The organism is Streptomyces sp. NPDC046557 (assembly GCF_040645975.1).
GTDB lineage: Bacteria > Actinomycetota > Actinomycetes > Streptomycetales > Streptomycetaceae > Streptomyces.
The window spans coordinates 102,150-128,762 of sequence record NZ_JBEYZH010000006.1 but is presented as its reverse complement, the minus strand read 5'-3'; the positions used below and the strand labels follow the sequence as shown (position 1 = coordinate 128,762).

Genomic DNA, 26,613 nt, shown 5'->3' with positions numbered 1-26,613 from the left:
GCCCCCGCTTCACCCTTCGGCTTGCCGGTAAATGATGGTGGTGCTGCCCACGACGATCCGCGAGCCGTCGCGGAGCGTAGCGCGGGTGGTGTGCTGCCCGTCCACCACGATGCCGTTGGTGGACCCGAGATCCTGGATCGTCGGGGGCGTTCCGGTCCGGATCTCACAGTGCCGGCGCGATACGCCGGGGTCGTCGATCCGCACATCGGCCTCGGTGCTTCGGCCGAGTACGAGCGTGGGGCGCGAGATCTGGTGGCGGGTGCCGTTGATCTCGATCCAGCGGCGCGTGGTGCCCGGTGCGCCCGCTCCGGGACCGGCTCCGGGGCCGCCCCGGCGTGCGGCGGGACCGCCGGGCGGCGGGGCGCTCGGCATGGGCGGGGCGGCGACCGGGGGGTACCCGTATCCGCCCTGCTGGGGGCTCTGGGGAGCCTGCCCCTGCCCCTGCGGGGCGCCCGGCTGGGAGGTGCTGGAGGCGAGGGTGCGACTGCGGACGCGGTAGAGACCGGTGTCCAGGTCGTCGGCCTTCTCCAGGTGCACCTTGACGGGGCCCATGAAGCTGTAGCGCTGCTGCTTGGCGTAGTCGCGGACGAGGCCCGCGAGCTCGTCGCCGAGCTGGCCGGAGTAGGGGCTCAGACGGTCGTAGTCACCGGTGCTGAGTTCCACGATGAAGTCGTTGGGGACGACGGTCCGCTCGCGGTTCCAGATCGTGGCGTTGTTGTCGCACTCGCGCTGGAGGGCGCCGGCGATCTCCACCGGCTGTACTTCGGACTTGAAGACCTTGGCGAAGGTGCCGTTCACCAGACCTTCGAGTCGCTGCTCGAACCGCTTCAGAACTCCCATGGGGCACCTCCTCCGTCGTTGTCGCCCTGTACTGCTTACTGATCGTATCCACGCGTGGCGGATTCGGGTGGTTCCCCTCCGGTCCTGTGCCCAGGAGTGTTGGTGCTCACAAGGATCGTAGGGGCGCTCCGGGAACAGTGTCCCGCACCGGGAGCGGAGTGCGGGAGGGGACCGTCGTGGCGGTGGTCCGGGGCGGTCGGAAAGCGATGTGATTCCACCCCGTCCGACGTGCTAATGTTTCGACGTCGCCAGGGGAACGGCCCGAAAGGGAAGAACCGCTGGGGAGCTGCTCGGGCGAGTGGCGGAACGGCAGACGCGCTGGCTTCAGGTGCCAGTGTCCTTCGGGACGTGGGGGTTCAAATCCCCCCTCGCCCACTGAGGACGCCGATGAAACGGTGTTCTTGGCAACGACGAAACGGTCGTCATCGCGAAAGCGATGGCGGCCGTTTTGCTTTGCCCGTTTCCCTTTGCCCTCGCGCACGTTTCGCCCTCCCCGGCCGCGTGGGGCGCGTGCGTTCCCGACCGCTTCCATGAGGGCGCGTCAGGCGCGGGGCGCCGGTGACGTACGTCATGGAGGACGCCGTGCGATTCCCACGGAAACCGGTGACATGCGTGACCCCGGGCCCGGCGGCGCCGCGGGCAGGCTGGGCGCATGAGCGCGGACTGTGGGGGGACGGCGGGAAGACCGGCCGTGATGTGGGCGGTGACCCTGTTGAGGGATCTGGCGGGTTGGCTGCGGCGCGAGCCGGTGCCGGTTCCCGAGGGGGGCGGGCGATCTCCCATTCCGCGGACGCGCGCCTGGCGATCTGGGCGGTGACCGGGGTGGACATCGTCGTCGAAGCCGTCGTCGACGCGGTGGTACCGGCGGCGCTGCGGGTGTTCCACCTGCTGTGGGTCGGGTGCGCGTTCGTGCTCTGTGTCGGGGTGTGCGCGATGACCGCCCGTACCCCCCACCTCCTGGACGGGCGGGTGTTGCGGCTGCGGACCGGACCCTTTCGAGCGCTGACCCTCCCGCTGACGGAGGTGATGAGCGTGCGGGCCGAGCACGGGCTGACGGTCGGACACGGACTGCGGCGGTCGCCGGACGACATCGAGGCCGTGGCGTGCTCCGTCAGCAGTGCCACCACCGTGCTCCTCGTCCTGGCGGCGCCGGTGGAGGTGCGGTTGCGGCGCGGTGGGCCCGTCATGGCCCGTCGGGTCCGGTTCACCGCCGACCGGCCGGCGGAGGCCGCCCGCCTGATCGGAGAGGAGGCGGCGCGGGTGGCCGGTTCGGGCGGCCTCGACTTTCGTCGTGCGGCGCGCGACGAAAGAGGACGGTCTTCGGAGCGCCCGGGTGTCTAGGGTCGGGCGCGTGGATGCGACGGCGAGGATGCGGGCGGCCCGGGACTGGTTGAAGGGACCCGACCCGTGGACCCGGCGCACCCTGGCGGTGGACCTGGCGCTCGTGGGAGTGCTGGTGGTGCTCGGCCTCGGGGTGGAGGAACTCGACCGCGGCTCCCCGCGGCGGATGGTGGCCGGCGCGCTCGCCGTGGCGCTGCTGGTGCTGCTGCGGCGCCGACTGCCGGTGGCGACCTTGGTCGTGGCGGCGGCCGTGTCCCCGTTCCTGCCCGGAACCCTGTTGGTGACGAGCCTGCTGGGCTGGTCGGCGGGACGCAGGATCGTCGGGGTGGGCCGGGCCCTGGGCGCCTTCACCGTGGCCTTCCTCGCGGAGGTCGGCCTGAGCGTGGTGCAGCAAGGGGCGCTCACGCGGCCGTTGCTGGTGATCGTCTTCTCGGCGTTGATGTTCCTGGCCACCACCGTGATGCCGGGTCTGGCCAGCCGCTACTGGTCGCAGCGCCGCACCCTGCTGCGCGCCCTCCAGGAACGCAACGGGCAGTTGCTGCGCGAGCGGGCGATGGTCGCCGGGCAGGCCCGGCTGCGGGAACGGCAGCGCATCGCCCAGGACATGCACGACAGCCTCGGGCACCAACTGGCGCTGATCTCGGTGCACACGGGAGCGCTGGAGGTGGATCCGAAGCTCACCGACCACCAGCGCGAGGCGGTGGGCGTGCTGCGGAACGCCTCGGTCGCGGCGATGCACGAATTGCGCGAGGTCGTCGGCATCCTCCGCGACGGGGTAGAGGCGCCGGTCCCGGTCGAGGAGGCGGCGCAGCCCGCGGCGCGCGGGGTGGCGGGCATCGCCGGGATCGTGGAGGCGGCCCGGGGCGCCGGGACCGACGTACGGCTGACCACCTCGGGGCAGCCGAGGCCGTTGGCGGCGGCCTGCGACCACGCGGCGTACAGGATCGTGCAGGAGGCTCTGACCAATGCCTACAAGCACGCCCCGGGCGCGCGGATCACGGTGGAGCTGCGGTACGAGGACGACTCGCTGGTGGTGGAGATCGCCAACGGACCGGCGGCCGGAGCGGGCGACACCGAGGTGGTGTCGGGCGGCCAGGGGCTGACGGGGCTGCGGGAACGGGCCCGGCTGGTCGGCGGAATGGTCTACGCGGGCGCCGCCGACGGCGGGGGGTTCCGGGTGGCCGGTGTGCTGCCCTACGGGGCGGAGCCGGCGGGGGCTGAGGAAGTGGCCGACGACTTCGGCCAACAGGCTCGCCCGCCCGCGTTGAAGGACGCGCCGGAGATGGACTGGGCGGCGGTGGACCGCGAGTTGGAGGTGCGTGGCCGCAGCCGCACCGGGGGTGTCGCCCTCGGGTGCGGTATCGCCTTCGCGGCCGTGGTGTTGCTCGTCATCGTCATCGGGGCCGGCGTGGCGCTCGTGGTGAGTTCGGCGACGGACGCGATGATCAGCCGTGCCGACTTCGACGCGGTGCGCATGGGCGAGCCGGAGCAGGCGGTCCGCGACCGGTTGCCGGACGGGGAGAGCTTCGTGACCTCGGGCATGGAACAGAAGGGGCCGCCGCGGCCGCAGGGCAGCCACTGCCTGGTGCTCCTGTCCGAGGAGGATTCACACCTGACGACCGATACCGCTTTCCGGTTCTGCTTCAAGGACGGCAAGCTCGTCGACAAGCAGGCGTACGAGGTCGAACAGTAGGAGCGCGGGGTGCCGGCCAGAGTGATTCGAGTGGTGATCGCCGACGATGAGCCGCTGATCCGGGCCGGGATCAGGATGATCCTGACCTCGGAGCCGGACATCGAGGTCGTCGCGGAGGCGGCCAACGGCCGGGAGGCGGTGGAGCTGGCCCGCGCGCACGCCCCGGACGTGCTGCTGTTGGACATCCAGATGCCCGTGATGGACGGGCTGACGGCCCTCGGCGAGCTGGGCCGCACGGTGCCCGACGTGCGGGCGCTGGTCCTCACCACCTTCGGGGAGAAGGAGAACGTCCTGCGGGCCCTGAGCCAGGGCGGTGCGGGGTTCCTGCTCAAGGACTCGGCCCCCGGCGAGCTGATCGGGGCGGTACGGGCGGCCGCGGCCGGGGACGCGTACCTCTCGCCCGGGGCGGCGCGGCACGTCGTCGACCAGTTGGCTTCGGGAAGGGCCGCGGGGCGGGGCGAGGAGGCCCGCCGCCGGATCGCGGAGCTGAGCGAGCGCGAACGCGGGGTGCTGGCCCTCTTGGGAGAGGGACTGTCCAACGCGGACGCCGGCCGACGGCTGCACATGAGCGAGGCGACGGTGAAGACGTACGTGAGCCGCATCCTGGCCAAGTTGGACTGCGAGAACCGGGTCCAAGCCGCCCTGCTGGCCAGGGACGCCGGGCTGTAGATACGGTCAGGCCGAATCATTGATGTTGGCCGGGAAGCACGGCAGTTACGGGTGGGGGGCGGCACGCATGGTGGCGGTACCGGCGGAGCAGACAGTCGAAACGGGACCGGCGACCGGAGCCGGGCGGATACCGCGCGTCGCCGGGTTCGCGCCGCGGGTCGTGGCGGGCTCGGCGAAGGAGACGGGCAAGGCGCTGCGCGCACGCGTGCCGCGCTCGGCCCACGCGCGGTTCGAGGCTCCGGCCGGACGGCCGGACGCCGTGCGCGCTGTCGAGGAGTCCAACGTCGGGCGGGTCGCGGAACTCACGCCGATCCGCGTGGGCCGGATGGCCGCGAACCCTTTCGCGTTCCTACGGGGAGCGGCCGGCCTGATGGCGCACGACCTGTCCGGCGGCCCGGTGACCGGTGTCGGCGCGCAGATCTGCGGTGACGCGCACGCGGCCAACTTCGGTCTCTACGGGGACGCGCGCGGCCGGCTCGTCATCGACCTGAACGACTTCGACGAAACCGTGTTCGGTCCGTGGGAGTGGGACGTGAAGCGGCTGGCGACCTCGCTGGTCCTGGCCGGCCGGGTGGCGGGAGCGGACGAGGACACCTGCCGGGCGGCCGCACTGGACGCCGTGGGCGCCTACCGGCGGACCATGCGGCTGCTGGCCAAGCTGCCGGCGCTCGACGCGTGGAACGCCATCGCGGACGAGGAACTGGTCTCGCACACCGATGCGCGGGACCTGCTGGGCACGCTGGAACGGGTCTCGGAGAAGGCCCGCAACAACACCTCCGCCCGGTTCGCGGCCAAGTCGACGGAGGCCGGCCCCGACGGGTTCCGCCGCTTCGTGGACGCCCTTCCGGTCTTGCGCCGGGTCGGCGACGAGGAGGCGGCTGCCGTGGCGACCTCGCTGGGCCCCTACCTGAAGACCCTGCAGGGCGACCGACTGCCGCTGCTGGCCCGGTACGCCATCCACGACGTGGCGTTCCGCGTGGTCGGCACCGGAAGCGTGGGCACCCGCTCGTACGTGGTGCTGCTGCTGGACCACCGTGGGGAGCCGCTGGTGCTCCAGGTGAAGGAGGCACGGCCCTCCGTGCTGCTCCCGCACCTGCCCGCTCTGGGCTTCCACGCGCCGGAGGAGGAGCACGAGGGTCGTCGGGTGGTGGCAGGGCAGCAGCGCATGCAGGTGGTCTCCGACATCCTGCTGGGCTGGACCACCGTGGAGGGGCGGCCCTACCAGGTCCGTCAGTTCCGCAACCGCAAGGGCAGTGTGGATCCGGCGGCGCTGGCCCCCGAGCAGATCGACGACTACGGGCGGATGACCGGCGCCCTTCTGGCCCGGGCCCACGCGCACAGTGCCGACCCGCGGGTGCTCGCGGGGTACTGCGGCAAGAACGAGGAGCTGGACGAGGCGATGGCGGCCTTCGCCGTGGCATACGCGGACCGGAGCGAGGCGGACCACGCCTATCTGCTGGCGGCGGTCCGGTCGGGTCGGATCGCGGCCGAGTTCGGCGTCTGACCGGCCGGTTCCTTCGGGGTGGGGGTGAGCGGCGGGCCCCGGTGGATGTTTCACGTGAAACACGGTGGATGTTTCACGTGCGGACGTTTCACGTGAAACACGGAACGTGCACCGGGGCGGCCGGGCCTTAGGCTGGCCAGGTGAGCGAGCACACGGAGCAGACAGTCCACCCAGAGCCCGCCGACTCCGGTGGTGAGCGGCCCGAGGCCCGGCTCGACCGGGCGGTGCGCGCCGCCGAGCAGGCGCTGATCGAGTTCGAGATCGCGGTGGAGACCTTCCGGGTGGAGGTGGAGAACTTCTCCCGGCTGCACCACCAGAAGCTCGGCCCGATGTACTCGCGGCTCGACGAGCTGGACGCGCTGATCGCGGAGGCGAAGGCCGCGCGTACCGGTGATCCCGAGGACCTGCGGCGGGCCCGCGACGCGCGGTCCCTGGTGATGCCGATGCCCGGGGTCGACGAGCTGTTCCACGACTGGATGGGCTCGGACGGGATCTCCGACGACGCCTCCGCGATGCTGACCGACCGTACGGTGCGCCCGCCGGAGCGGGTGCGTCCGACGGAGGAGGTGCGTCGGCTCTACCGGGAGCTGGTGCGCAAGGCCCATCCGGATCTCGCCCAGGACGAGGCCGAGCGGGCACGGCGGGACGCGTTCATCGCCCGGGTCAACGCGGCGTACGGGCGGGGCGAGGAAACGCTGCTCCGCGAGTTGGCCGAGGAGTGGGCGGCGGGTCCCGCGCCGGAGGCGGCACGGCCGAGCGAGAGCGAGGAGCTGTACGCGCGGCTGGAGTGGCTGGCGCGGCGCAAGGAGCTCTTGGCGTCGATGGCGCGGGAGCTGGAGGAGAGCGCGATCGGGTCGATGCTGCGGATGGCCCCGGACGATCCGGACCGGCTGCTGGACGAGATCGCCGAGCAGCTGCTGGCCGACGTCTCGCAGCGTGAGGCGGAACTGGCGGGTCTGACCGCCGAGCAGTGAAGGGCCCGGCCGGGCGGGCGGAAGCCGGCCTCGGACGGTACGAGACCGGAGCCGGTATAGGTTGGGATCCGGATCTGCTACGAGAGATCCGTGACGAGAGAAGGCGACGTATGAACTTCGGACCGCTTCCCTCGGTGGGCGCCGCCGAGGTGCCCTCCGAAGGCTTTGTCCTGGACGTCCGTGAGGACGACGAATGGGCGGCCGGACATGTCGAGGGCGCGCTGCACATCCCGATGAGCGACTTCGTGGCCCGCTTCGGTGAACTGACCGAGGCCATGGAGTCCATCGAGGACGGCGGCCGGGTCCACGTGATGTGCCGGGTGGGCGGGCGTTCCGCGCAGGTCACCCAGTACCTCGTCCGGCAGGGCATCGACGCCGTGAACATCGACGGCGGCATGCAGGCATGGGACGGCGCCCGGCGCCCGATGGTCAGCGAGAGCGGCAACCCGCCGTTCGTGCTGTAAGCCTTCGCTGCAACCGGGCCCGTGCCGCGGCCCGTGCCGCGGCCCGTGCCGCGGCCCGTGCCGCGGCCCGGGAGCGGCCGGCCCGGCGGGTCAGCCGAGGGGGTGGGTGGCCAGTAGGTCGCCCAGCGCCTCCTCGTGCGCGGCGGCCGGTCCGAGCTGGAGTTCCAGCTGCTTGGCCCAGGCGTGGTAGCGGTGGAGCGGGTAGTCGGTATCGGCGCCGAAGCCGCCGTGCAGGTGCTGAGCGGTCTGCACGACCCGACGTACGCCCTCGGACGCCCAGATCTTGGCCACGGCCACGTCACCGGCGATCGGCAGCGGTCCCCCCGCGCCCGCCGCCTCGCTCTCCGACCGCCAGGCCGCCTGCCAGAGGGTGACCTCCATGGCGCGCAGGTCGATGTACCGGTCCGCGGCCTGGACGGCAACGGCTTGGAACGTGGCGACGGGGAAACCGAACTGCTCCCGCTTCCCCGTGTACTGCCCGGTCATGGCGAGGACGGCCTCGCCGAGACCCAGCGCGAGGGCGCACGTCCCGGTCGCCAGCAACCGGTGGAGCAGCTGCCATGCCGCAGGGTCCTCGATGAGGTGCGTGCCGGGCACCGCCACCCCGGCCAGGGTGAGGTGGGCGAGCCGCTCCCCGCTGGTCGAGTACTGGTCCGCGAGGGTCAGCCCCTCGGTGACACGGGGAACCAGCGCGAGGACCGCCGCCCCCTCTCCCGTATGGGCGGGTACGGCGATCCAGTCGGCGCTCTGCGCCCACGGGACCGCGGTCTGTACCCCGTTCAGCACCCAGTGCGAGCCGTCGGGGCGGGCGGTGACGGCGAGTTCGGCCGGATCGTGGCCGCTGCGGCCGTGTGCGGCGGCGGTGAGGACGAGGGTCCCGCAGCCGGCTGCGGGGAGCAGGGTGGCGGCCAGCTCCCGACCACCGTGGGCCTGGACCGCCATGGCGGTCGCGCAGTGCTCCAGCAGCGGTACGCGGGCCAGTACCTTCGCCGCCTCGCGCAGCACCAGGCAGAGCGAGATGGTGTCGAGGCCGGCCCCACCGTGTTCCTCGGCGAGGACCAGGCTCAGCAGGTCCGACGCGGCGAGCCGGGCCCACAGCGGCCGGTCGAAGTCGTCGGCCACCGCTCCCGGGGTGAGCGCGGGGCTCGGGACGCCGTCGGGCGAGACGTCCGCGAACACGGCCTTCGCCGCTTCGACGGCGGCCTGTTGCTCCTCGGTGAAGGTGAAGTCCACTGCCTGTCCTCCCGGGTGACCGCCGGACCGTGTCGCGTCGGAGCCGCGCTCGGATCTGACGGAGCGTCAAGATAGAGCACCCTCGGCGAAAAGCCCAGCCCGAGGAAGCTCGGCCCGTGGAAGCCCGGTCAGTGGGAGTCCAGTCTGCGGAAGGCGTGGCCTGGGGACCGGGAGGCCGGTCCGCAGGCCGCGGTCCGTCAGCGGTCGAAGTCGATCTCCACTTCCTCCGTCACCGCGTGGGACTGGCACGCCAACACGAAGCCGGCCTCCGTCTCCTCCGCCTCCAGCGCGAAGTTGCGGTCCATCCGCACCTCACCCGACACCAGGAACGCCCGACAGGTCCCGCAGACGCCGCCCTTGCAGGCGTACGGCGCGTCCGCGCGGTTGCGCAGCACGGCGTCCAGCAGGGACTCCCCGTCCTGGACCGGCCAGGTCCCCGAGCGGCCGTCGAGCCGGGCGGTGACCCGGCCCCGAGAGGCGACGGCGGAGGGTGTCCGTCCCGCGGCGGGCGGCGCGGTGTCCTCGACGTGGAAGATCTCCTCGTGCACCCGGGTCCGGGCGACCCCCAGGGCGTTCAGCGCCCGCTCGGCGCCCTGCACCAGCCCGTACGGGCCGCACAGGAACCAGCCCGTCACCTCCGCGACGGGCAGCAGCGCCGGCAGCAGGGCGGTCAGTCGCCGCTCGTCCAGCCGGCCGGACGGCAGCCCGGCCTCCTGCTCCTCCCGGGACAGCACCGTGACGAGGTGGAACCGGTCGGGGTAGCGGTCCTTGAGGTCGGCGACCTCCTCCAGGAACATCGTCGAAGCCGCCGTACGGTCGCTGCGCACCAGGCAGAACCGGGCGTCCGGGCGGGCCGCCAGCAGGGAGGCGGCGATCGACAGCACCGGGGTGATGCCGCTGCCGCCGACGATCGCCGCGTAGTGCGCGGTGGCGGGCGCCGCGGCCGGGTCCAGGACGAACCGTCCGGCCGGGACCATCACGTCCAGGACGTCCCCGGCGGCGATCTCCTTGTGCGCGAACGTGGAGAACTCGCCGCCCTCCACCAGCCGCACGCCCACCCGCAGCCGCGAGGGACCCGCCTCGTCCGGGGCGGGGGAGCAGATCGAGTAGGTACGGCGGACCTCGGAGCCCTCGGGGGTGCCGCGGCGCAGCGTCAGGTGCTGGCCCGGCGCGTGCCGGTACTCGGCCCGCAGTTCCTCCGGGACCCGCAGGGTCAGGGCCACCGAGTCGTCGGTGAGCCGGTCGACCGCCGCCACCGTGAGGGCGTGGAAAGCGCCGTGGCGCGCGGGACGCGGCGACCCCGAGGTGGGCGACGGCGGCGGCACGGCCATTTACAGCTCCTTGAAGTGGTCGAACGGTTCACGGCAGGCGACGCAGCGGCGCAGCGCCTTGCACGCGGTGGAGGAGAACCGGCTGAGCAGTTCGGTGTCGGTCGATCCACAGTGCGGGCAGCGGACCGACAGCGTGAGTGGAACGGGGCCGCCCGCGGCGTGCGGGCGCGGCGGGGCGATCCCGAACTCGGCGAGCTTGCGCCGGCCCTCGGCACTGATGTCGTCGGTCGACCAGGCGGGGGCCAGCACGGTGGTCACCCGGACCTCGGGGATGCCGTGCCTGGTCAGGAGCCGCTCGATGTCGGCGGACATGGCCTCGATCGCCGGGCAGCCGGTGTAGGTCGGGGTGAGCAGGACCTCGGCGTGGCCGTCTTCGTGCATCCGGACGCCGCGCATGACGCCGAGCTCGGCGAGGCTCAGGACGGGCAGCTCGGGGTCGGGGACGGAGCCGGCCAGCTCCGCGAGCTCCGCTTCCAGGCGGGTCGTCCCGTCGCCCGTGCCCGTTCCTGTTCCTGTGTCCGCTGCCTTTCCCGGGCCGGGGGCCGCGTCGGTCACCATGACGCCCCCGGATGGCTGCGGTGCAGGTGCTGCATTTCCGCCAGCATCCGGCCGAACGGCTCGGTGTGCAGCCCCTGTCGACCGGCGCCGGCGGCCCAGGCCCCCGTACGCGGCCCCTCGGGAAGGGTGAGCCCGGCGCGCTCCAGGACCGCTCCGAGCGTGGCGAGCCAGCGCTCTTCCAAGGCGGTCCACTCGACGCCTTCGAGCCCGTCCACCGGCTGGAACATCTCACCGGTGTACTTCCACAGCGCGTCCAGCGCCGCCCGTATCCGGGCGTGGCTCTCCTGCGTGCCGTCGCCGAGCCGGAGCGTCCACTGCTCGGCGTGGTCGCGGTGGTACGCGGTCTCCTTGACGGCCTTGGCCGCCAGGGGGGCGAACGGGCCGTCGGTCGCGGCCAGTTCCGTGTAGAGCTCGTGCTGGTAGAGCGAGAAGTAGAGCTGCCGGGCGATGGTGTGCGCGAAGTCGCCGTTGGGCTGCTCGACCAGTTGGAGGTTGCGGAAGGAGCGTTCCTCGCGGAGGAACGCCAGCTCGTCCTCGTCGCCGGCCATGGACAGCAGCAGACGGGCCTGGCCCAACAGGTCGAGGGCGATGTTGGCGAGCGCGACCTCTTCCTCCAGGACGGGCGCGTGGCCCGCCCATTCACCGAGACGGTGGGAGAGGATCAGCGCGTCGTCCCCGAGGGCGAGGGCGGCCGACCGGACGACATCGCCATTGGTCACGGCGCCGGTCACGTCACCGCTCACCTCGCCGGCCGCGGGGGTGTTCGCAGGGTTGTTCACAGGTGGCGCACCCCCTCGGGGATCTCGTAGAAGGTGGGGTGCCGGTACGGCTTGTCGCCGGCCGGGGCGAAGAACGGGTCCCGCTCGTCCGGAGAGGAGGCGGTGATCTCGGTGGAGGGCACCACCCAGATCGAGACGCCTTCGTTCCGCCGCGTGTAGAGGTCACGGGCGTTGCGCAGGGCCATCTCCGCGTCCGGGGCGTGCAGGCTTCCCGCGTGCGTGTGCGAGAGGCCGCGCCGCGAGCGGACGAACACCTCCCACAGCGGCCAGTTCTGCGTCATGCCTGTGTCTCCTCGTGGTTCGTCGCCGAGTCTCCGGCGTGCTCTGCCGTGGTGCCGTCTATCAGCCGGGCGGCCGGACGCGCGTGCTTCGCCGCGTACGCCGCGGCGGCGTCCCGTACCCAGGCGCCTTCCTCGTGGGCCGTGCGCCGCCGGCCGAGGCGCTCTTCGTTGCACGGGCCGTTGCCCTTGAGCACGTTCCAGAACTCGGCCCAGTCGATCGCACCGAAGTCGTAGTGGCCGCGCTCCTCGTTCCACTTGAGGTCCGGGTCGGGCAGGGTCAGCCCCAGCGACTCGGCCTGCGGCACGGCGATGTCCACGAAGCGCTGGCGCAGCTCGTCGTTCGAGTGGCGCTTGATCCGCCAGGCCATCGACTGCGCCGAGTGCGCCGACTCCCCGTCCGGCGGGCCGAACATCATCAACGAGGGCCACCACCAGCGGTCGACGGCGTCCTGGGCCATGGCGTGCTGGGCCTCGGTGCCCTTCGACAGGGCCAGGAGCAGCTCGTATCCCTGGCGCTGGTGGAAGGACTCCTCCTTGCAGATGCGGACCATGGCGCGCGCGTACGGACCGTAGGAGCAGCGGCAGATCGGCACCTGGTTGGTGATGGCGGCCCCGTCCACGAGCCAGCCGATCGCGCCGACATCGGCCCAGGTGAGAGTGGGGTAATTGAAGATCGAGGAGTATTTCTGCTTGCCCGAGTGGAGTTTGTCGAGCAGTTCGTCACGACTGGTTCCGAGCGTCTCGGCGGCGCTGTAGAGGTACAGGCCGTGGCCGGCCTCGTCCTGGACCTTGGCCATCAGGATCGCCTTGCGGCGCAGCGAGGGCGCGCGGGTGATCCAGTTGGCCTCGGGCTGCATGCCGATGATCTCGGAGTGGGCGTGCTGGGCCATCTGGCGGACCAAGGAGGCGCGGTATTCGTCGGGCATCCAGTCGCGCGGCTCGACGCGCTCGTCCGCCGCCACGGCGGCGTCGAACGCGGCCGCGAGCTGCGCGCCGAGATCGCCGATCTCGCCCGCGGCGCCGGGCCCCGACTGTGCGGGGCCTGCGCCCACGCTCGCTTCCTGCCCAGATTCCGGGGTCACTGTGACCATCCCGGCCCCCTGTCAGAGTCTGCTTTCCGCCCGACCGACCGATCGTTCGGTTCATGCTCTTCAATGGTGAGACGACGGCCCGTAGGGTGTCAACCTCTGTGGGCAACCCTGTGGACGCCGGACGATCGGGACGCGATGGATTCGAACGAGCGAGAGCCTGTGGAACAGGCCGTTCCGTCACCCGTTGCGTCACCCGTCCCGCCGTCCGGCACGGCACCGTCCGGCACGGCACCGTCCGGCGCGGCGCCGCGCGCCCCCGGCATCGCCGGCCTGTCCACCCCGTACCGCGTGCTCGCGGCGGTGGCCCTCGGTGCGATCGCCACGGCCGCCTGTGCGCACCTGGCGTTCGTGTTCCTGCACGTCGCACCGTCCAACACGGTGAGCAAACGGCACGCGGCGACCATCGACGACTGGATCTACCCCGAGTTCGAACAGAACTGGAAGCTCTTCGCACCCAACCCGCTCCAGCAGAACATCGCGGTCCAGGTCAGGACCCAGGTGCGGACGGCCGGCGGCGAACTGACCACCAGCGACTGGCGCGACCTGTCGGCCGAGGACGGTGCGGCCATCCGACACGACCCGCTGCCGAGCCACACCCGGCAGAACGAGCTCCGGCGGGCTTGGGACTTCTTCACCGGCTCCCACGACGACGACAACAAGCCGAACGGCGAGCGCGGCGAGCTGTCGGAGGCGTACCTGCGGCGGATCGCCCTGGACCGGCTGGCGGGGATGCGGGGCGGCGGCGACCGCGTCGTACGGATCCAACTGCGCTCGGCGACGACGGCGGTCGCGGCGCCGAAGTGGAGCGAGGAGCGCACCGACACCCGGACGTACTACCGGGAGCTGCCGTGGTGGACGGTCTGAGCCGGGCGCGGGCCGCGGCCGGGCGGGGCCTGGCCAGGGTCACCGGGGAGGCGCTGGGCCCGTACCAGAGCGCGGTCGTACGGATCGGCTTCGCCGGGACGTGGCTGTTCTTCCTGCTGCGCGAGTTCCCGAACCGGCACGAGCTGTACGGGCCGGACGGCCCGTGGAGCTGGGCGCTGGCGAAGCGGCTGATCGCCTCGAACCACGCGTTCACCGTGCTGATGTGGTCGGACGCGACATGGTGGTTCGAGACCGTCTACGTCGTTTCCGTGCTGGCGAGCGCGCTGCTGGTGCTGGGCTGGCGGACGCGGGCCACGTCCGTGGTGTTCATGGTCGGGGTGCTCTCGCTGCAGAACCGCAGTGTGTTCATGGGGGACGGCGGGGACAACGTCATCCACCTGATGGCGATCTACCTGGTGCTGACGCGGTGCGCGCGGGTGTGGTCGCTGGATGCGCGGCGGGCGGCGCGCGACGGGGGCGCGGCCGGGGCGGCGGCCGGGACGTGGGGGCCGGTGCTCTGGGGTGTGCTCGGGGCGGTGTTCGTCTACGGGGCGTTGGCCGGGCGGTTCGGCACGCTGTGGGCGGCGGCGTTCGGGGCCCTGTGGGTGATGGCGGGGGTGTGGTGGCTGGCCGAGCGGTACGCCCCCGAGGGGGAGGGGCGGGCGGTCCTCGACGTGCTGGCGAACCTGCTGCACAACGCGGGGATGCTGGTGATCATGGCGGAGGTGTGCCTGATCTACGCGACGGCGGGCTGGTACAAGATCCAGGGATCCCGGTGGCAGGACGGGACGGCGTTGTACTACCCGCTGGGGCTGGACTACTTCGCCCCGTGGCCGGGGTTGTCGGCGCTGCTCGCGGGGAGCGGGACCGTGGTGATGCTGCTGACCTACGGGACGGTGGTGGTGCAGGTCGCGTTCCCGTTCACGCTGTTCAACCGGCGGGTCAAAAATGTGCTGCTGGGACTGATGATGCTGGAGCACGTCGGGATCGCGGTGGTGCTGGGGCTGCCGTTCTTCTCGTTGGCGATGATCGCGGCGGATGCGGTGTTCTTGCCGACGGGGTTCTTGGTGTGGCTGGGCGCCGTGGGAGTCGCGCGGGGGCGGGCGCGGCGGCGGGAAATCGGGGCGGTGGCGGTCGCCGAGGCCGGGGCCGAGGCGCTGGGCCGCTGAGGGTGCGGTGCCCTGCGGGCCGTATGCCGGGGCTCCGGCCCCGGGCCCGGCGCCTCAAACGCCGGCGGTGCTGGAGAGTGCGACGGGGCTGGAGAGTGCGACCCCCGCGAAATGTGTCGGTCCTGCTGAAGGGTGCCGGTGAGGCTGTCAGGGTGCTGGAGCCGGCGGCGGGCTCGGGGGGTCGTAGGGTCGCGGTATGAGTGAGCGGTTTGGTGGGGGCGATGACGTGGCGCGGGTGTGGCGGGAGTTCGCGGGGCGGGGAGACGTCGTACTCCTCGACGGGTTCCACGCGCTGAAGCACGCCCTGCGCTTCGGCGCCGACGTACGGGCCGTCGTCGCCGACGACCCCGATGCCGTGCGGGCGCTCGCCGCCGAGCTGGCGCCGGACGTGGAGGCGGAGGTGGCGCGGCTGGTCGCCAAGGCGGAGCTGCACGCGCTCCTGGGCCGGGTGCACCCCACCGGGGTCGCGGCCCTGGCGGTCAAGCCCGACCGGGCCGAAGGGCGGGCCCGCCTGGAACGGCTGCCCCGACCCGCACCCGTCGTCGTACTGGACAACCCCCGCAACCTCGGCAACGTCGGAGCCGTCGTCCGCCTCGCCGCCGGCTTCGGAGCCACCGGCGTCGTCACCCGCGGCGACCTCGACCCCTGGCACCCCAACGTGGTCCGCGCCGGAGCCGGACTGCACTACGCCACCACCGTCGACCGGGTCGACATCGACACCCTGCCTCCGGGGCCGCTGTACGCGCTGGACCCGGAGGGCGAGGACATCCGCGCCCTCACCCTCCCCGACGACGCCCTGCTCGCCTTCGGCTCCGAACGCCACGGCATCTCGCCCGAACTGCGCGCCCGCGCCGACCACCTGGTGTCCCTGCCGATGCGGCCACAGGTGTCCAGCTACAACCTGGCCACCAGTGTGGCGATGACCCTCTTCCACTGGGGAGGGCCACGCCCCGCTCAGCCGGGACCGGACACTCCAGACACCCCCTAGGCCTGGCGGCGGACCTCCACCACGCGGAACCGGTTCGCGACGAACGCGCCGTCGCACAGCGCCGCGTTGGCCGCGGGGTTGCCGCCCGAGCCGTGGAAGTCGGAGAACGCCGCGGTCTGGTTCACGTAGACGCCGCCGGTCAGGTTGAGCGACAGCTGCGCCGACTCCTCCAGGCAGACCTCCTCGATGGCCCGCTCGGTGTCGGCGGACGTCGTGTACGCGCCGACCGTCATCGCGCCCTTCTCCCGGACCGTGCGCCGCAGCAGCTCCAGGGCGTCCGCCGTGGAGTCGACCGCCACCGCGAACGACACCGGGCCGAAGCACTCCGACAGGTACGGCGCGGAGTCGTCCGGCTTGGAGCCGTCCAGCTTCACCATCACCGGGGTGCGGACCACCGCGCCCGGGAACTCCGGGTTCGCGACCTCCCGCGAGGCAAGCGCGACCTCGCCCAGGCCGGCGGCGGCCTCCAGACGGGCCTTCACGTCCGGGTTGACCAGCGCGCCCAGCAGGGCGTTGGCCCGCGCGTCGTCGCCCAGCAGGCCGCCGACGGAGCCGGCGAGGTCGGAGACGACCTCGTCGTACGTCTTGTGCCCGGCGTCCGTCTCGATGCCGTCCCGCGGGATCAGCAGGTTCTGCGGGGTGGTGCACATCTGGCCGCTGTAAAGGGACAGGGAGAACGCGAGGTTCGACAGCATGCCCTTGTAGTTGTCGGTGGAGTCCACGACGACGGTGTTGACGCCCGCCTTCTCCGTGTAGACCTGCGCCTGGCGGGCGTTGGTCTCCAGCCACTCGCCGAAGGACGTCGAACCCGTGTAGTCGATCAGCTTGATCTCGGGGCGCAGCGCGAGCGTCTTGGCGATGCCCTCGCCCGGCCGCTCGACCGCCAGCGCGACCAGGTTCGGGTCGAAGCCGGCCTCGGCGAGGACCTCGCGCGCCACCCGCACCGTCAGCGCCAGCGGGAGCACGGCTCGCGGGTGCGGCTTGACCAGGACCGGGTTGCCCGTGGCCAGGGAGGCGAAGAGGCCCGGGTAGCCGTTCCAGGTCGGGAAGGTGTTGCAGCCGATCATCAGGGAGATGCCGCGCGGCACGGCGGTGAAGGTCTTGCCGAGCTCCAGCGGGTCCTTCTTGCCCTGCGGCTTCGACCAGTCCGCCTGCGCCGGGACGCGGGTCTGCTCCTCGTAGGCGTACGCGATCGCCTCCAGGCCGCGGTCCTGCGCGTGCGGGCCGCCCGCCTGGAACGCCATCATGAACGCCTGGCCACTGGTGTGCATGACCGCGTGCGCGAACTCGTGGGTGCGGGCGGAGATCCGGGACAGGATCTCGACGCACACCAGCGCGCGCGCCTCGGGACCCGCGTCGCGCCAGGCGCCCATGCCGGCCCGCATCGCGGGCAGCAGCAGGTCCGGATCGGCGTGCGGGTACTCGACGCCGAGGTCCAGGCCGTACGGGGACACCTCTCCGCCGGTCCAGCCGTCAGTGCCGGGCTGCCCGAGGTCGAACCGGGTGCCGCGGAGGGCTTCGAACGCCGCGAGACCGTCGGCCGGGGCGGTTTCCCCGTACGCCTTGGGGTGCTCGGGATGCGGGGACCAGTACGCGCGGCTGCGGATGGCCGCGAGCGCCTGGTCCAGGGTGGGCCGGTGCTTCTCGGACAGCTGGGGGAGGGTGAGCTCGGCGGCCATCAGGGACCAACTCCTCGTTGAGCCGGGCGGGATCAGGCTGGTTCACGCGATCACCGGAGTGCGGGTCGGGGGAACCGGATCGGGCAAGGGCGGGTGAAGAAGAGCAGACTGGAGTTAGAGTAACCGAACGATCGGTCGGGACAAGAGGGCCCGGCAAGCCTGTGGATAAGTCGGTGCGGGAGGATCGGGTCATGACAGCAATCGAGCGGTCCCGCACAGTGGCGGTCATCGGCGCCGGCACGATGGGGCAGGGCATCGCCCAGGTCGCCCTTCTCGCAGGTCACCGCGTGCTGATCCACGACATCGACGCCGACGCGGCCCGCGACGGCGTCGGCCAGGTCCGCGACCGCGTCGAGCGGCTGGTCGCCAAGGGCCGACTGGAACGGGCCGACGCGGACGACGCGAACGGCCGGATCAACGCGGCCCAGACCCTCTCCGAGCTGGCGGACGCCGCTCTCGTCATCGAGGCGGTCGTCGAGGACGTCACCGTCAAGCGGCGACTCTTCGCGGCACTCGAAGGGGTGGTTTCGCCGGACGCCCTGCTGGCGACCAACACCTCGTCCCTCTCCGTCACCGAGCTCGCCGCCGGCCTCGCCCACCCGGGCCGCTTCCTCGGCCTCCACTTCTTCAACCCGGCCCCGCTGCTCCCGCTCGTCGAGGTGGTCAGTGGTTTCGCGACCGACCAGGCCGCCGCCGAGCGCGCGTACGAGACCGTCCTGGGCTGGGGCAAGACGCCGGTCCGCTGCGCCGACACGCCCGGCTTCATCGTCAACCGGATCGCCCGCCCCTTCTACGCCGAGGCGTTCGCGGTGTACGAGGAGCAGGGCGCGGACCCGGCGACCATCGACGCCGTGCTCCGCGAGAGCGGCGGCTTCAAGATGGGCCCGTTCGAGCTGACCGACCTGATCGGCCAGGACGTCAACGAGGCCGTCACCCGCTCCGTCTGGGACTCGTTCTTCCGCAGCCCCAAGTTCACCCCCTCGCTCGCGCAGCGCCGGCTCGTCCAGTCGGGCCGCCTCGGCCGCAAGTCGGGTCACGGCTGGTTCCCCTACGGCCCGGACGCCACGCTCCCGCGTCCGCACACCGCCGGTCCCGAGGAGGCCCCGGCCAAGGTCACCGTCGTCGGCGACCTCGGCCCCGCGGCCGGTCTCGTCGACCTCCTGGAGGAGGCGGGCATCGCGGTCACGGCCACCGGGCACGGGGGCCCGTACATCCAGTTGCCCGGCGAGGGGCAGCTCGTGCTCGCGGACGGCAAGACCGCGGTCGAGTTCGCGGACGTCGTCTACTTCGACCTCGCGCTCGACTACCGCGAGGCCACCCGCATCGCGCTCTCCGCCGGCGAGGACACCAGCGAGCGCACCCTCGCGGAGGCCGTAGGCCTTTTCCAGAAGCTCGGCAAGGACGTCTCCGTCATCGGTGACGTGCCCGGCATGATCGTCGCCCGGACCGTCGCGATGCTGATCGACCTGACGGCCGATGCCGTGGCGCGCGGCGTGGCCACCGCCGAGGACATCGACACCGCGATGCGGCTCGGCGTCAACTACCCGCTGGGTCCGTCCGCCTGGCACGAGCGCCTCGGCCGCGACTGGGCGTACGACCTGCTGCACCACCTCGACGAGCGCTGTCCGGGCGGCCGGTACGCGCCCTCCCTGGCGCTGTTCAAGCTCGGCTACGCGGAGGACGAGGACGCGCTCGGGGACGAGCTCGGAGACGAGCTCGGCGAGGAGCTCGGGGACGAGATGGGCTACGAGCTCGGGGACGACATCCGGGGGGACGCCCAGTGACCACCGCCAGGCGTGACACGTACACCCCCGAGACGCTGCTCACCGTCGCCGTCCAGGTGTTCAACGAGCGCGGTTACGACGGCACCTCGATGGAGCACCTCTCCAAGGCCGCGGGCATCTCCAAGTCCTCGATCTACCACCACGTCGCCGGCAAGGAGGAGCTGCTGCGCAGGGCGGTCAGTCGCGCCCTCGACGGCCTCTTCGCCGTCCTGGAGGAGCCGGGCGCGCTCCGCGGCCGAGCGGTGGAGCGGGTCGAGTACGTCACGCGGCGCACGGTGGAGGTGCTGCTGGCCGAACTGCCCTACGTGACGCTGCTGCTGCGCGTCCGGGGCAACACGCGCACCGAGCGCTGGGCGCTGGAGCGCCGGCGCGAGTTCGACCACGCGGTGGCCGACCTGCTGAAGGCCGCCGCGGCCGAGGGCGACCTGCGCACGGACGTGGACAGCCGGCTCGCCACCCGCCTGCTGTTCGGCATGGTCAACTCCCTCGTGGAGTGGTACCGCCCCTACCCGGGCGCGGACCACTCCCAGCTCGCGGACGCCGTCGCGCACATGGCCTTCGACGGACTGCGCACGAGCACGATCTGATCGCTCGGCGACCGGTCGGGCCCGTGGTCGCTCGCCGACCGGTACCCCCCCCCCGATCGGCCGCATCGCGTCCGCCGCCACCTGAACGGCTCCGTCCGTGCGGCGCCCGCCGGCCGCCGCCGTGACGATGGCCGCATGCCCCTGGACCCGGACATCGCCGCGCTCATGCACCGCCTCGGCGTCGAAGGGCCGTCGCCCGGCCCGCCGCCGGGCATGGCCGAGCGGCGGGCCGGCAACCGGCGGCTCTCGCTCGCCGTCGCCCCCGACCCGCCGCTCGCCGTGGGCTCCGTCGCGGACGACACCCTCGCCGGGGTCCCCGTACGGATCTACCGCCCGCGGCCCGCGGGCCCTGCGCCGGCCATCGTCTTCTGTCACGGCGGCGGTTTCATCGTCGGTGACCTGGACACCCACGACGCGGTCTGCCGCCGTCTGTGCCGCGACGTGGAGGCGGTCGTGATCGCCGTCGACTACCGGCTCGCGCCCGAGCACCCCTTCCCGGCCGCGTACGAGGACTGCCTCGCCGTCGCCCGGGACGTCGCCGGCCACCCCGAGCGCTTCGGCGGCGGCAGCGGCGTGTTCGCCCTCGCAGGGGACAGCGCGGGCGCCAATTTCGCCGCCGCCATCGCCCTGGCCCTGCGCGACGCCGGTACACCGGTCGCCGCCCAGTTGCTGGCGTACCCCGTCACCGACCTGACCGGCCGCGGCGGCTACCCGTCGATGGAGGAGAACGCCACCGGCTATGTGCTGACGACGGCCGAGATCGAGGACGACATCCTGCTCTACGTCGGCGACGACCCCGCAACCGCCGCGGACGGCCGCGCCTCACCGCTGCTCGCCGAGGACCACCGGAACCTGGCCCCGGCGGTCATCGGCGTCGGGGAGTTCGACCCGCTGCGGGACCAGGTACTGGCCTACGCGCGGGCCCTGGAGGACGCGGGCGTCGCCGTGCGCCCACACCTGTACCCCGGCCTCGTCCACGGCTTCCTGAACTACGACGCCCTCGTGCCCGCGGCGGACGCGGCCGTCGCGGAGCTCTTCGGCGAGCTGCGCGCCCTCGTACGGCCTACGGCTGCTCCTACGGCTCCTTCTACGGCTGCTCCTCGGTGAGCGGGGCGAGCGGGTTGAGCGAGGCGAGGGCCGGGCCCCCGACCGGGCCGGGCTCCAGTAGATCCGTTTCCTCGAACACCAGCAGCGTGCGCGTGGACAGCACTTCCGGGATCGACTGGAGGCGGGTGAGGACCAGCTCGCGCAGGGTCCGGTTGTCCGGGGTGTGCACCAGCAGGAGCACGTCGAAGTCGCCGCTGACCAGGGCGATGTGCGCGGCGCCCGGGAGCTCGCGGAGCTTCTCGCGGACCGTGCGCCACGAGTTCTGGACGATCTTCAACGTGATGTACGCCGATGCGCCCTGACCCGCGCGTTCGTGGTTCACCCGGGCAGTGAAGCCCTGGATCACGCCGTCGTCGATGAGCCGGTTGATCCGCGCGTAGGCGTTGGCCCGGGACACGTGGACCTGCTCCGCGACCGACCGTATCGAGGCCCGGCCGTCCGCCTGGAGCAGCCGCAGGATCGACCGGTCGATCGGGTCCAAGGGCCGGGGCGGGACGGGTGTGGCGGACGCGGAGGTCGCGCCGGGTGGTGGTCCGGAGGGGGCCGGCGGTGCGGGAGGGGCCCCTTTGGCGCCTCCGGGCGGGACGGGTCCGGCGCTCCCCTCGGAGCCCGCCGCGGCCATTTGTTCATCCGGCATTGCCCACTGCCTCCCTCTCCTGGACGTCCTGCATCCATCCCAGGGCCCCGACGCCACTTTGTCCACAGCCTGGAGGTGCCTGTAGCCAAATTGCGCAGACAACCGAACAATCGGTAGGTGAGGGGCCTCACACCCGGGGCACTCATGCCCGCTTCCTACGAGGAGGTGTACGCCGCCATGACGGTCCAAGAGCTGCCCGGTGCCGGGGCGTCCCACCGTTCGACCCCGCCGCCCGCCTGGAGGCCGCGCAAGGACGCCGCCGCGCTGCTCCCGGACCCCGAGCCCTACCGGGTGCTGGGCACTCCGGCGGCGGACAAGCTCGATGCCGGGCTGATGCGCCGGTACTACGCCGAGCTGGTGCGCGGACGCCGCTACAACGCCCAGGCCACCGCGCTCACCCGGCAGGGGCGGCTCGCCGTCTACCCGTCCACCGTGGGCCAGGAAGCGTGCGAGATCGCCGCCGCGCTGGTCCTGGAGGACCGGGACTGGCTCTTCCCCAGCTACCGGGACACCCTGGCGGCCGTGGCGCGCGGCCTGGACCCCGTACAGGCGCTGACCCTGCTGCGCGGCGACTGGCACACGGGCTACGACCCGCGCGAGCACCGCATAGCCCCGCTGAGCACCCCGCTCGCCACGCAGCTGCCGCACGCCGTGGGCCTGGCGCACGCCGCCCGGCTGCGCGGGGACGACGTGGTCGCGCTGGCCATGGTCGGCGACGGCGGCACCAGCGAGGGCGACTTCCACGAGGCGCTGAACTTCGCCGCCGTGTGGCAGGCACCGGTGGTCTTCCTGGTCCAGAACAACGGCTTCGCGATATCCGTCCCGCTCGCCAAGCAGACCGCCGCCCCGACGCTGGCCCACAAGGCCGTCGGGTACGGGATGCCCGGCCGGCTGGTCGACGGGAACGACATCGCCGCGATGCACGAGGTGCTGACCGAGGCCGTCGAGCGGGCGCGCTCGGGCGGCGGTCCGACGCTAATCGAGGCGGTCACCTACCGGATCGATGCGCACACCAACGCCGACGACGCGACGCGCTACCGCACGGACGCGGAGGTCGAGGCGTGGAAGACGCACGACCCGGTGGCGCTGCTGGAGCGCGAGCTGACCTCGCGCGGGCTGCTGGACGCGGAGGGCATACAGGTGGCCAAGGACGCGGCCGAGGCGATGGCGGCGGCGCTGCGGGACGCGATGAACGCCGAGCCGGTGCTCGACCCGATGGACCTCTTCGCGCACGTCTACGCGGAGCAGACCGGGCGGCTGCGCGAACAGGCGGAGCTGCTGCGCGCCGAGCTGGAAGCGGAGAACGAGTGATGGCGACGGTGGCGGTGCGGCCGGAAACGAAGCCGGCGACCATGGCGCAGGCCCTCGGCAGGGCGATGCGCGACGCGATGGCCGAGGACCCGACGGTCCACGTGATGGGTGAGGACGTCGGCACACTCGGCGGGGTCTTCCGGATCACGGACGGCCTCGCGAAGGAGTTCGGCGAGGACCGCTGTACGGACACCCCGCTCGCGGAGGCGGGGATCCTGGGCGCCGCGGTCGGCATGGCCATGTACGGGCTGCGGCCGGTCGTCGAGATGCAGTTCGACGCGTTCGCGTACCCGGCCTTCGAGCAGCTGATCTCGCACGTGGCGAAGATGCGCAACCGGACGCGGGGCGCGATGCCGCTGCCGATCACCATCCGCGTGCCGTACGGCGGCGGGATCGGCGGGGTGGAGCACCACAGCGACTCCTCCGAGGCGTACTACGTGGCGACGCCCGGGCTGACCGTGGTCACCCCGGCGACCGTCGAGGACGCGTACGGACTGCTGCGCGCCTCCATCGCGAGCGATGACCCGGTGGTGTTCCTGGAGCCGAAGCGGCTGTACTGGTCGAAGGCGCCGTGGTCGCCCGACGCCCCGGCGGAGGTTCCGGGCATCGGCAAGGCGCTGGTGCGGCGGGCGGGCACGAGCGCGACGCTCATCACCTACGGGCCGTCGCTGCCGGTGTGCCTGGAGGCCGCCGAGGCGGCGCGCGAGGAGGGCTGGGACCTGGAGGTCCTGGACCTGCGCTCGCTGGTCCCGTTCGACGAGGAGACGGTGGTCGCGTCGGTACGTCGGACAGGGCGCGCGGTGGTGGTCCACGAGGCCGGGGGCTTCGGCGGGCCGGGCGCGGAGATCGCCGCCCGCGTGACGGAGCGGTGCTTCCACCACCTGGAGGCGCCGGTGCTGCGGGTGACGGGGTTCGACATCCCGTACCCGCCTCCGATGTTGGAGAAGCACCACCTGCCGGGCGTGGACCGGATCCTGGACACCGTGGGACGCCTGCAGTGGGAGAACTGATGCCGCAGGTACTGGAGTTCAAGCTGCCCGACCTCGGAGAGGGACTGACCGAGGCGGAGATCGTCCGCTGGCTGGTGGCGGTCGGTGACGTCGTCGAGATCGACCAGCCGGTGGTCGAGGTCGAGACGGCCAAGGCGATGGTGGAGGTGCCGTGCCCGTACGGGGGCGTGGTCACCGCCCGGTTCGGGGAGGAGGGGACCGAACTGCCGGTCGGCGCGCCGCTGATCACGGTGGCGGTGGGTCCCGCGGAGCCGGCGTCGTCTTCGGGGGCGTCGGAGTCGGCGGAGTCGGCCGGCTCGGGCAATGTGCTGGTCGGGTACGGCACGGACCACTCGCGGCCGGCGCGCAGGCGGCGGATCCGGCCCGGGGCGTCGGCCGCCGTGGCTCCGGTTGCTCCGGCTCCGGTGGCCGTGGCGCCCGTCACTGTGGGGCCGGTCACGGTGGGGCCGGTTCCGGTGATCTCGCCGCTCGTACGGAAGCTGGCCCGGGACAACGGGGTCGATCTGCGGGCGCTGCGGGGGTCGGGTCCCGAGGGACTGATCCTGCGGGCGGACGTGGAGGCGGCGCTGCGGGCGGAGGTCGCGCAGGCGCCGGTGGCCGCGCCGGTGGCCGCCGCCGCGGATGCGGGTGAGCGCATCCCGCTCAAGGGGCTGCGGGGGGCGGTGGCGGAGAAGCTGTCGCGAAGCCGCCGCGAGATCCCGGAGGCCACCTGCTGGGTGGACGCGGACGCCACGGAGCTGATGGCGGCGCGGGCCGCGATGAACGCCGCGGACGGCCCCAAGATCTCGGTGCTGGCGCTGCTGGCCCGGATCTGCACGGCCGCGCTCGCGAAGTACCCGGAGCTCAACTCCACCGTGGACCTGGCGGCGAAGGAGATCGTCCGGCTCCCGGCCGTGCACCTGGGCTTCGCCGCGCAGACCGAACGGGGACTGATGGTCCCGGTGGTGCGGGACGCCCAGACGCGCAGCCCCGAGTCCCTGTCGGCGGAGTTCGCCCGCCTCACGGAGCTTGCGCGGGCCGGGAAGCTGGCACCGGCGGACCTCACGGGCGGCACGTTCACGCTGAACAACTACGGCGTGTTCGGGGTCGACGGCTCGACGCCGATCATCAACCACCCCGAGGCGGCCATGCTGGGCGTCGGCCGGATCATCCCGAAGCCGTGGGTACACCGGGGCGAGCTGGCGGTACGGCAGGTGGTGCAGCTGTCGCTCACCTTCGACCACCGGGTCTGCGACGGCGGCACGGCCGGGGGCTTCCTGCGGTACGTGGCCGACTGCGTGGAATCCCCGGCGGTGCTGTTGCGCTCGCTGTAACTCGCCCGAGTGGGAGCCCGAAGGGCGCGCCGTGCGACCGGGCGCGCCCTTCCGTCGTCTCCGCGCCGGGGCGGGTGCCGCGGGCGGCCCGGTCCGGCCTGGCCCGGGCCGGCCTGGTCCAACCCGGCTCGCGCCGGGCGGGTCGGGGCGCTCAGCGGCCCGCTACGCCTGCGCCCCGGATGGTTCGCGACCCGGGACCGAGCGGTGATCCTCTTGCCCGCGGGAGCACGCGGGGCGGGACGCCGTACGGGCCGTTTCGGCGACCCACGGCGTCCCGACCCGGAGCCCGGAACCCGGCCGTGCCGGCCTCCGTGCACGGTCTCGTCCTCGATCGGTTGCGGAAGGGGCGGCGAGGCGCGCCGCGAGGCCCGGTGGGGCTGGTTACGCCTGCCGCCGGAGGACCGTCGTCACACCGTCAGCAGCAGCTTGCCGACGTGCGCGCTGGACTCCATCACCCGGTGCGCCTCGGCCGCTTGCGCCATCGGATACGTCGCGTGCACCACCGGCCGGACCCGGCCCGTCGACACGAGCGGCCACACGTGCTCCCGCACCGCCGCCACGATCGCCGCCTTCTCCTCCAGCGGTCGGGACCGCAGGGAGGTCGCGGTGACCGCCGCCCGCTTGGCCATCAGCACACCCAGGTTGAGCTCCGCCTTCACTCCGCCCTGGAGCCCGATCACCGCGAGCCGGCCGTTCACGGCCAGCGCGTCCAGGTTCCGCGCCAGGTACTTCGCACCGACGATGTCGAGGATCACGTCCGCCCCGGCCCCGTCCGTCGCGGCCCGAATCTCTTCCACGAAGTCCTGCTCGCGGTAGTCGATCAGGATGTCGGCGCCCAGTTCCGCACAGCGCGCCAGTTTCTCCTTGCCGCCGGCCGTCACCGCCACCCGGGCGCCGACCGCCTTGCCGAGCTGGATCGCCATCGTGCCGATGCCGCTGGACCCGCCGTGCACCAGCAGGGTCTCGCCGGGACGCAGCCCGGCCACCATGAACACGTTCGACCAGACCGTCGTCACCACCTCGGGCAGCGCGGCGGCCGTCACCAGGTCCACCCCGGCCGGTACCGGAAGCAACTGCCCCGCCGGGATCGCGACCCGCTCCGCGTAGCCGCCGCCGGCCAGCAGCGCGCACACCTCGTCCCCCACCGACCAGCCGGAGACGCCCTGTCCGACCGCGACGATCCGCCCCGAACACTCCAGGCCCGGATGGCGGGAGGCGCCCGGCGGCGGGTCGTAGAAGCCCTGCCGCTGAAGGACGTCCGCGCGGTTCACGGCGCTCGCCGCGACCTCGACGAGTACCTCGCCCTGGCCTGCCACCGGATCGGGTGCTTCGGCCCACACCAGGGCCTCGGGTCCGCCGGGCTTCTCGATGGTGATCGCATGCATGGCCCGGAGGCTACGCGAACC

Annotated in this window: 25 protein-coding genes and 1 tRNA gene; 16 read left to right on the top strand and 10 right to left on the bottom strand. The window is 72.7% G+C overall.

Annotated elements, in window-relative coordinates:
• Positions 1–9: 9 nt before the first annotated feature.
• Positions 10–840: a DUF3662 and FHA domain-containing protein gene (locus tag ABZ934_RS15315; protein WP_361312807.1), complete on the bottom strand. Its 831-nt coding sequence runs from the start codon at positions 838–840 to the stop codon at positions 10–12.
• Positions 841–1,132: 292 nt separating this feature from the next.
• Here ABZ934_RS15315 and ABZ934_RS15310 point away from each other — a divergent pair.
• The 7 genes from ABZ934_RS15310 (at position 1,133) to ABZ934_RS15280 (ending at position 7,485) form a co-directional block, all read left to right on the top strand.
• Positions 1,133–1,215, top strand: a tRNA-Leu gene (locus ABZ934_RS15310).
• A gap of 438 nt (positions 1,216–1,653) precedes the next feature.
• Positions 1,654–2,181: a hypothetical protein gene (locus ABZ934_RS15305; protein WP_361312805.1), complete on the top strand. Its 528-nt coding sequence runs from the start codon at positions 1,654–1,656 to the stop codon at positions 2,179–2,181.
• Positions 2,182–2,191: 10 nt separating this feature from the next.
• On the top strand, positions 2,192–3,874 hold the full coding sequence (locus ABZ934_RS15300) for a histidine kinase (protein ID WP_361312803.1): 1,683 nt from the start codon (positions 2,192–2,194) through the stop codon (positions 3,872–3,874).
• 9 nt (positions 3,875–3,883) lie between these two features.
• The gene (locus tag ABZ934_RS15295; protein WP_361312802.1) at positions 3,884–4,543 is read left to right on the top strand and encodes a response regulator transcription factor; all 660 of its coding nucleotides are present in this window, start codon (positions 3,884–3,886) and stop codon (positions 4,541–4,543) included.
• 67 nt (positions 4,544–4,610) lie between these two features.
• Complete coding sequence (locus ABZ934_RS15290) at positions 4,611–6,047, top strand: DUF2252 domain-containing protein (protein WP_361312801.1); 1,437 nt, start codon at positions 4,611–4,613, stop codon at positions 6,045–6,047.
• Between the two features lie 140 nt (positions 6,048–6,187).
• The gene (locus ABZ934_RS15285) at positions 6,188–7,021 is read left to right on the top strand and encodes a J domain-containing protein (protein ID WP_361312800.1); all 834 of its coding nucleotides are present in this window, start codon (positions 6,188–6,190) and stop codon (positions 7,019–7,021) included.
• A gap of 110 nt (positions 7,022–7,131) precedes the next feature.
• Entirely contained in the window at positions 7,132–7,485 is a 354-nt protein-coding gene (locus ABZ934_RS15280; RefSeq protein WP_361312799.1) for a rhodanese-like domain-containing protein, read from the top strand.
• Between the two features lie 90 nt (positions 7,486–7,575).
• On the opposite strand, the gene ABZ934_RS15275 is transcribed toward ABZ934_RS15280, so the two are convergent.
• From ABZ934_RS15275 to paaA, 6 genes are all read right to left on the bottom strand, one after another.
• Positions 7,576–8,718: an acyl-CoA dehydrogenase family protein gene (locus ABZ934_RS15275; protein WP_361312798.1), complete on the bottom strand. Its 1,143-nt coding sequence runs from the start codon at positions 8,716–8,718 to the stop codon at positions 7,576–7,578.
• A 197-nt stretch (positions 8,719–8,915) separates the two neighbouring features.
• Positions 8,916–10,049, bottom strand: a complete 1,134-nt coding sequence (locus tag ABZ934_RS15270) for a 2Fe-2S iron-sulfur cluster-binding protein (RefSeq protein WP_361312797.1) — start codon at positions 10,047–10,049, stop codon at positions 8,916–8,918.
• Entirely contained in the window at positions 10,050–10,607 is a 558-nt protein-coding gene (gene paaD, locus ABZ934_RS15265; protein ID WP_361312795.1) for a 1,2-phenylacetyl-CoA epoxidase subunit PaaD, read from the bottom strand.
• Entirely contained in the window at positions 10,601–11,338 is a 738-nt protein-coding gene (paaC, locus tag ABZ934_RS15260) for a 1,2-phenylacetyl-CoA epoxidase subunit PaaC (protein WP_361312980.1), read from the bottom strand. The genes paaD and paaC overlap by 7 nt, the downstream gene beginning before the upstream one ends.
• A gap of 44 nt (positions 11,339–11,382) precedes the next feature.
• The gene (gene paaB, locus ABZ934_RS15255) at positions 11,383–11,667 is read right to left on the bottom strand and encodes a 1,2-phenylacetyl-CoA epoxidase subunit PaaB (protein ID WP_361312793.1); all 285 of its coding nucleotides are present in this window, start codon (positions 11,665–11,667) and stop codon (positions 11,383–11,385) included.
• A complete protein-coding gene (paaA, locus tag ABZ934_RS15250; RefSeq protein WP_361312977.1) occupies positions 11,664–12,674 on the bottom strand; it encodes a 1,2-phenylacetyl-CoA epoxidase subunit PaaA in 1,011 nt (336 codons plus the stop codon). The genes paaB and paaA overlap by 4 nt, the downstream gene beginning before the upstream one ends.
• A 219-nt stretch (positions 12,675–12,893) precedes the next feature.
• On the opposite strand from paaA, the gene ABZ934_RS15245 reads away from it, so the two are divergent.
• From ABZ934_RS15245 to ABZ934_RS15235, 3 genes are all read left to right on the top strand, one after another.
• Positions 12,894–13,622, top strand: coding sequence for a DUF5819 family protein (locus ABZ934_RS15245; RefSeq protein WP_361312792.1), 729 nt, complete (start codon positions 12,894–12,896; stop codon positions 13,620–13,622).
• Positions 13,607–14,791, top strand: coding sequence for an HTTM domain-containing protein (locus ABZ934_RS15240; RefSeq protein WP_361312790.1), 1,185 nt, complete (start codon positions 13,607–13,609; stop codon positions 14,789–14,791). The genes ABZ934_RS15245 and ABZ934_RS15240 overlap by 16 nt, the downstream gene beginning before the upstream one ends.
• Positions 14,792–14,987: 196 nt before the next feature.
• Entirely contained in the window at positions 14,988–15,779 is a 792-nt protein-coding gene (locus tag ABZ934_RS15235) for a TrmH family RNA methyltransferase (RefSeq protein ID WP_361312788.1), read from the top strand.
• Here the strand turns inward: ABZ934_RS15235 and paaN are convergent.
• Complete coding sequence (gene paaN / locus ABZ934_RS15230) at positions 15,776–17,458, bottom strand: phenylacetic acid degradation protein PaaN (RefSeq protein WP_361312786.1); 1,683 nt, start codon at positions 17,456–17,458, stop codon at positions 15,776–15,778. The two genes, ABZ934_RS15235 and paaN, sit on opposite strands and share 4 nt — an antisense overlap.
• A 191-nt stretch (positions 17,459–17,649) precedes the next feature.
• On the opposite strand from paaN, the gene ABZ934_RS15225 reads away from it, so the two are divergent.
• From ABZ934_RS15225 to ABZ934_RS15215, 3 genes are all read left to right on the top strand, one after another.
• On the top strand, positions 17,650–19,242 hold the full coding sequence (locus tag ABZ934_RS15225; protein WP_361312785.1) for a 3-hydroxyacyl-CoA dehydrogenase: 1,593 nt from the start codon (positions 17,650–17,652) through the stop codon (positions 19,240–19,242).
• The gene (locus tag ABZ934_RS15220) at positions 19,239–19,829 is read left to right on the top strand and encodes a TetR/AcrR family transcriptional regulator (protein ID WP_361312783.1); all 591 of its coding nucleotides are present in this window, start codon (positions 19,239–19,241) and stop codon (positions 19,827–19,829) included. Before ABZ934_RS15225 ends, ABZ934_RS15220 begins: the two co-directional genes overlap by 4 nt.
• Before the next feature lie 135 nt (positions 19,830–19,964).
• Positions 19,965–20,936, top strand: a complete 972-nt coding sequence (locus ABZ934_RS15215; RefSeq protein WP_361312781.1) for an alpha/beta hydrolase — start codon at positions 19,965–19,967, stop codon at positions 20,934–20,936.
• On the opposite strand, the gene ABZ934_RS15210 is transcribed toward ABZ934_RS15215, so the two are convergent.
• Entirely contained in the window at positions 20,917–21,558 is a 642-nt protein-coding gene (locus tag ABZ934_RS15210) for an Lrp/AsnC family transcriptional regulator (RefSeq protein ID WP_361312976.1), read from the bottom strand. The genes ABZ934_RS15215 and ABZ934_RS15210 overlap by 20 nt on opposite strands.
• A gap of 192 nt (positions 21,559–21,750) precedes the next feature.
• On the opposite strand from ABZ934_RS15210, the gene pdhA reads away from it, so the two are divergent.
• From pdhA to ABZ934_RS15195, 3 genes are read left to right on the top strand one after another with little or no spacing between them, the layout of a single operon-like run.
• Complete coding sequence (pdhA, locus tag ABZ934_RS15205) at positions 21,751–22,884, top strand: pyruvate dehydrogenase (acetyl-transferring) E1 component subunit alpha (protein WP_361312974.1); 1,134 nt, start codon at positions 21,751–21,753, stop codon at positions 22,882–22,884.
• Positions 22,884–23,894 (top strand): alpha-ketoacid dehydrogenase subunit beta, encoded by a 1,011-nt coding sequence (locus tag ABZ934_RS15200; protein WP_361312779.1) that lies wholly within the window; start codon positions 22,884–22,886, stop codon positions 23,892–23,894. The genes pdhA and ABZ934_RS15200 overlap by 1 nt, the downstream gene beginning before the upstream one ends.
• On the top strand, positions 23,894–25,207 hold the full coding sequence (locus ABZ934_RS15195; protein ID WP_361312777.1) for a dihydrolipoamide acetyltransferase family protein: 1,314 nt from the start codon (positions 23,894–23,896) through the stop codon (positions 25,205–25,207). Before ABZ934_RS15200 ends, ABZ934_RS15195 begins: the two co-directional genes overlap by 1 nt.
• 407 nt (positions 25,208–25,614) lie before the next feature.
• On the opposite strand, the gene ABZ934_RS15190 is transcribed toward ABZ934_RS15195, so the two are convergent.
• Positions 25,615–26,592, bottom strand: coding sequence for an NAD(P)H-quinone oxidoreductase (locus ABZ934_RS15190; protein WP_361312776.1), 978 nt, complete (start codon positions 26,590–26,592; stop codon positions 25,615–25,617).
• Positions 26,593–26,613 lie beyond the last annotated feature (21 nt).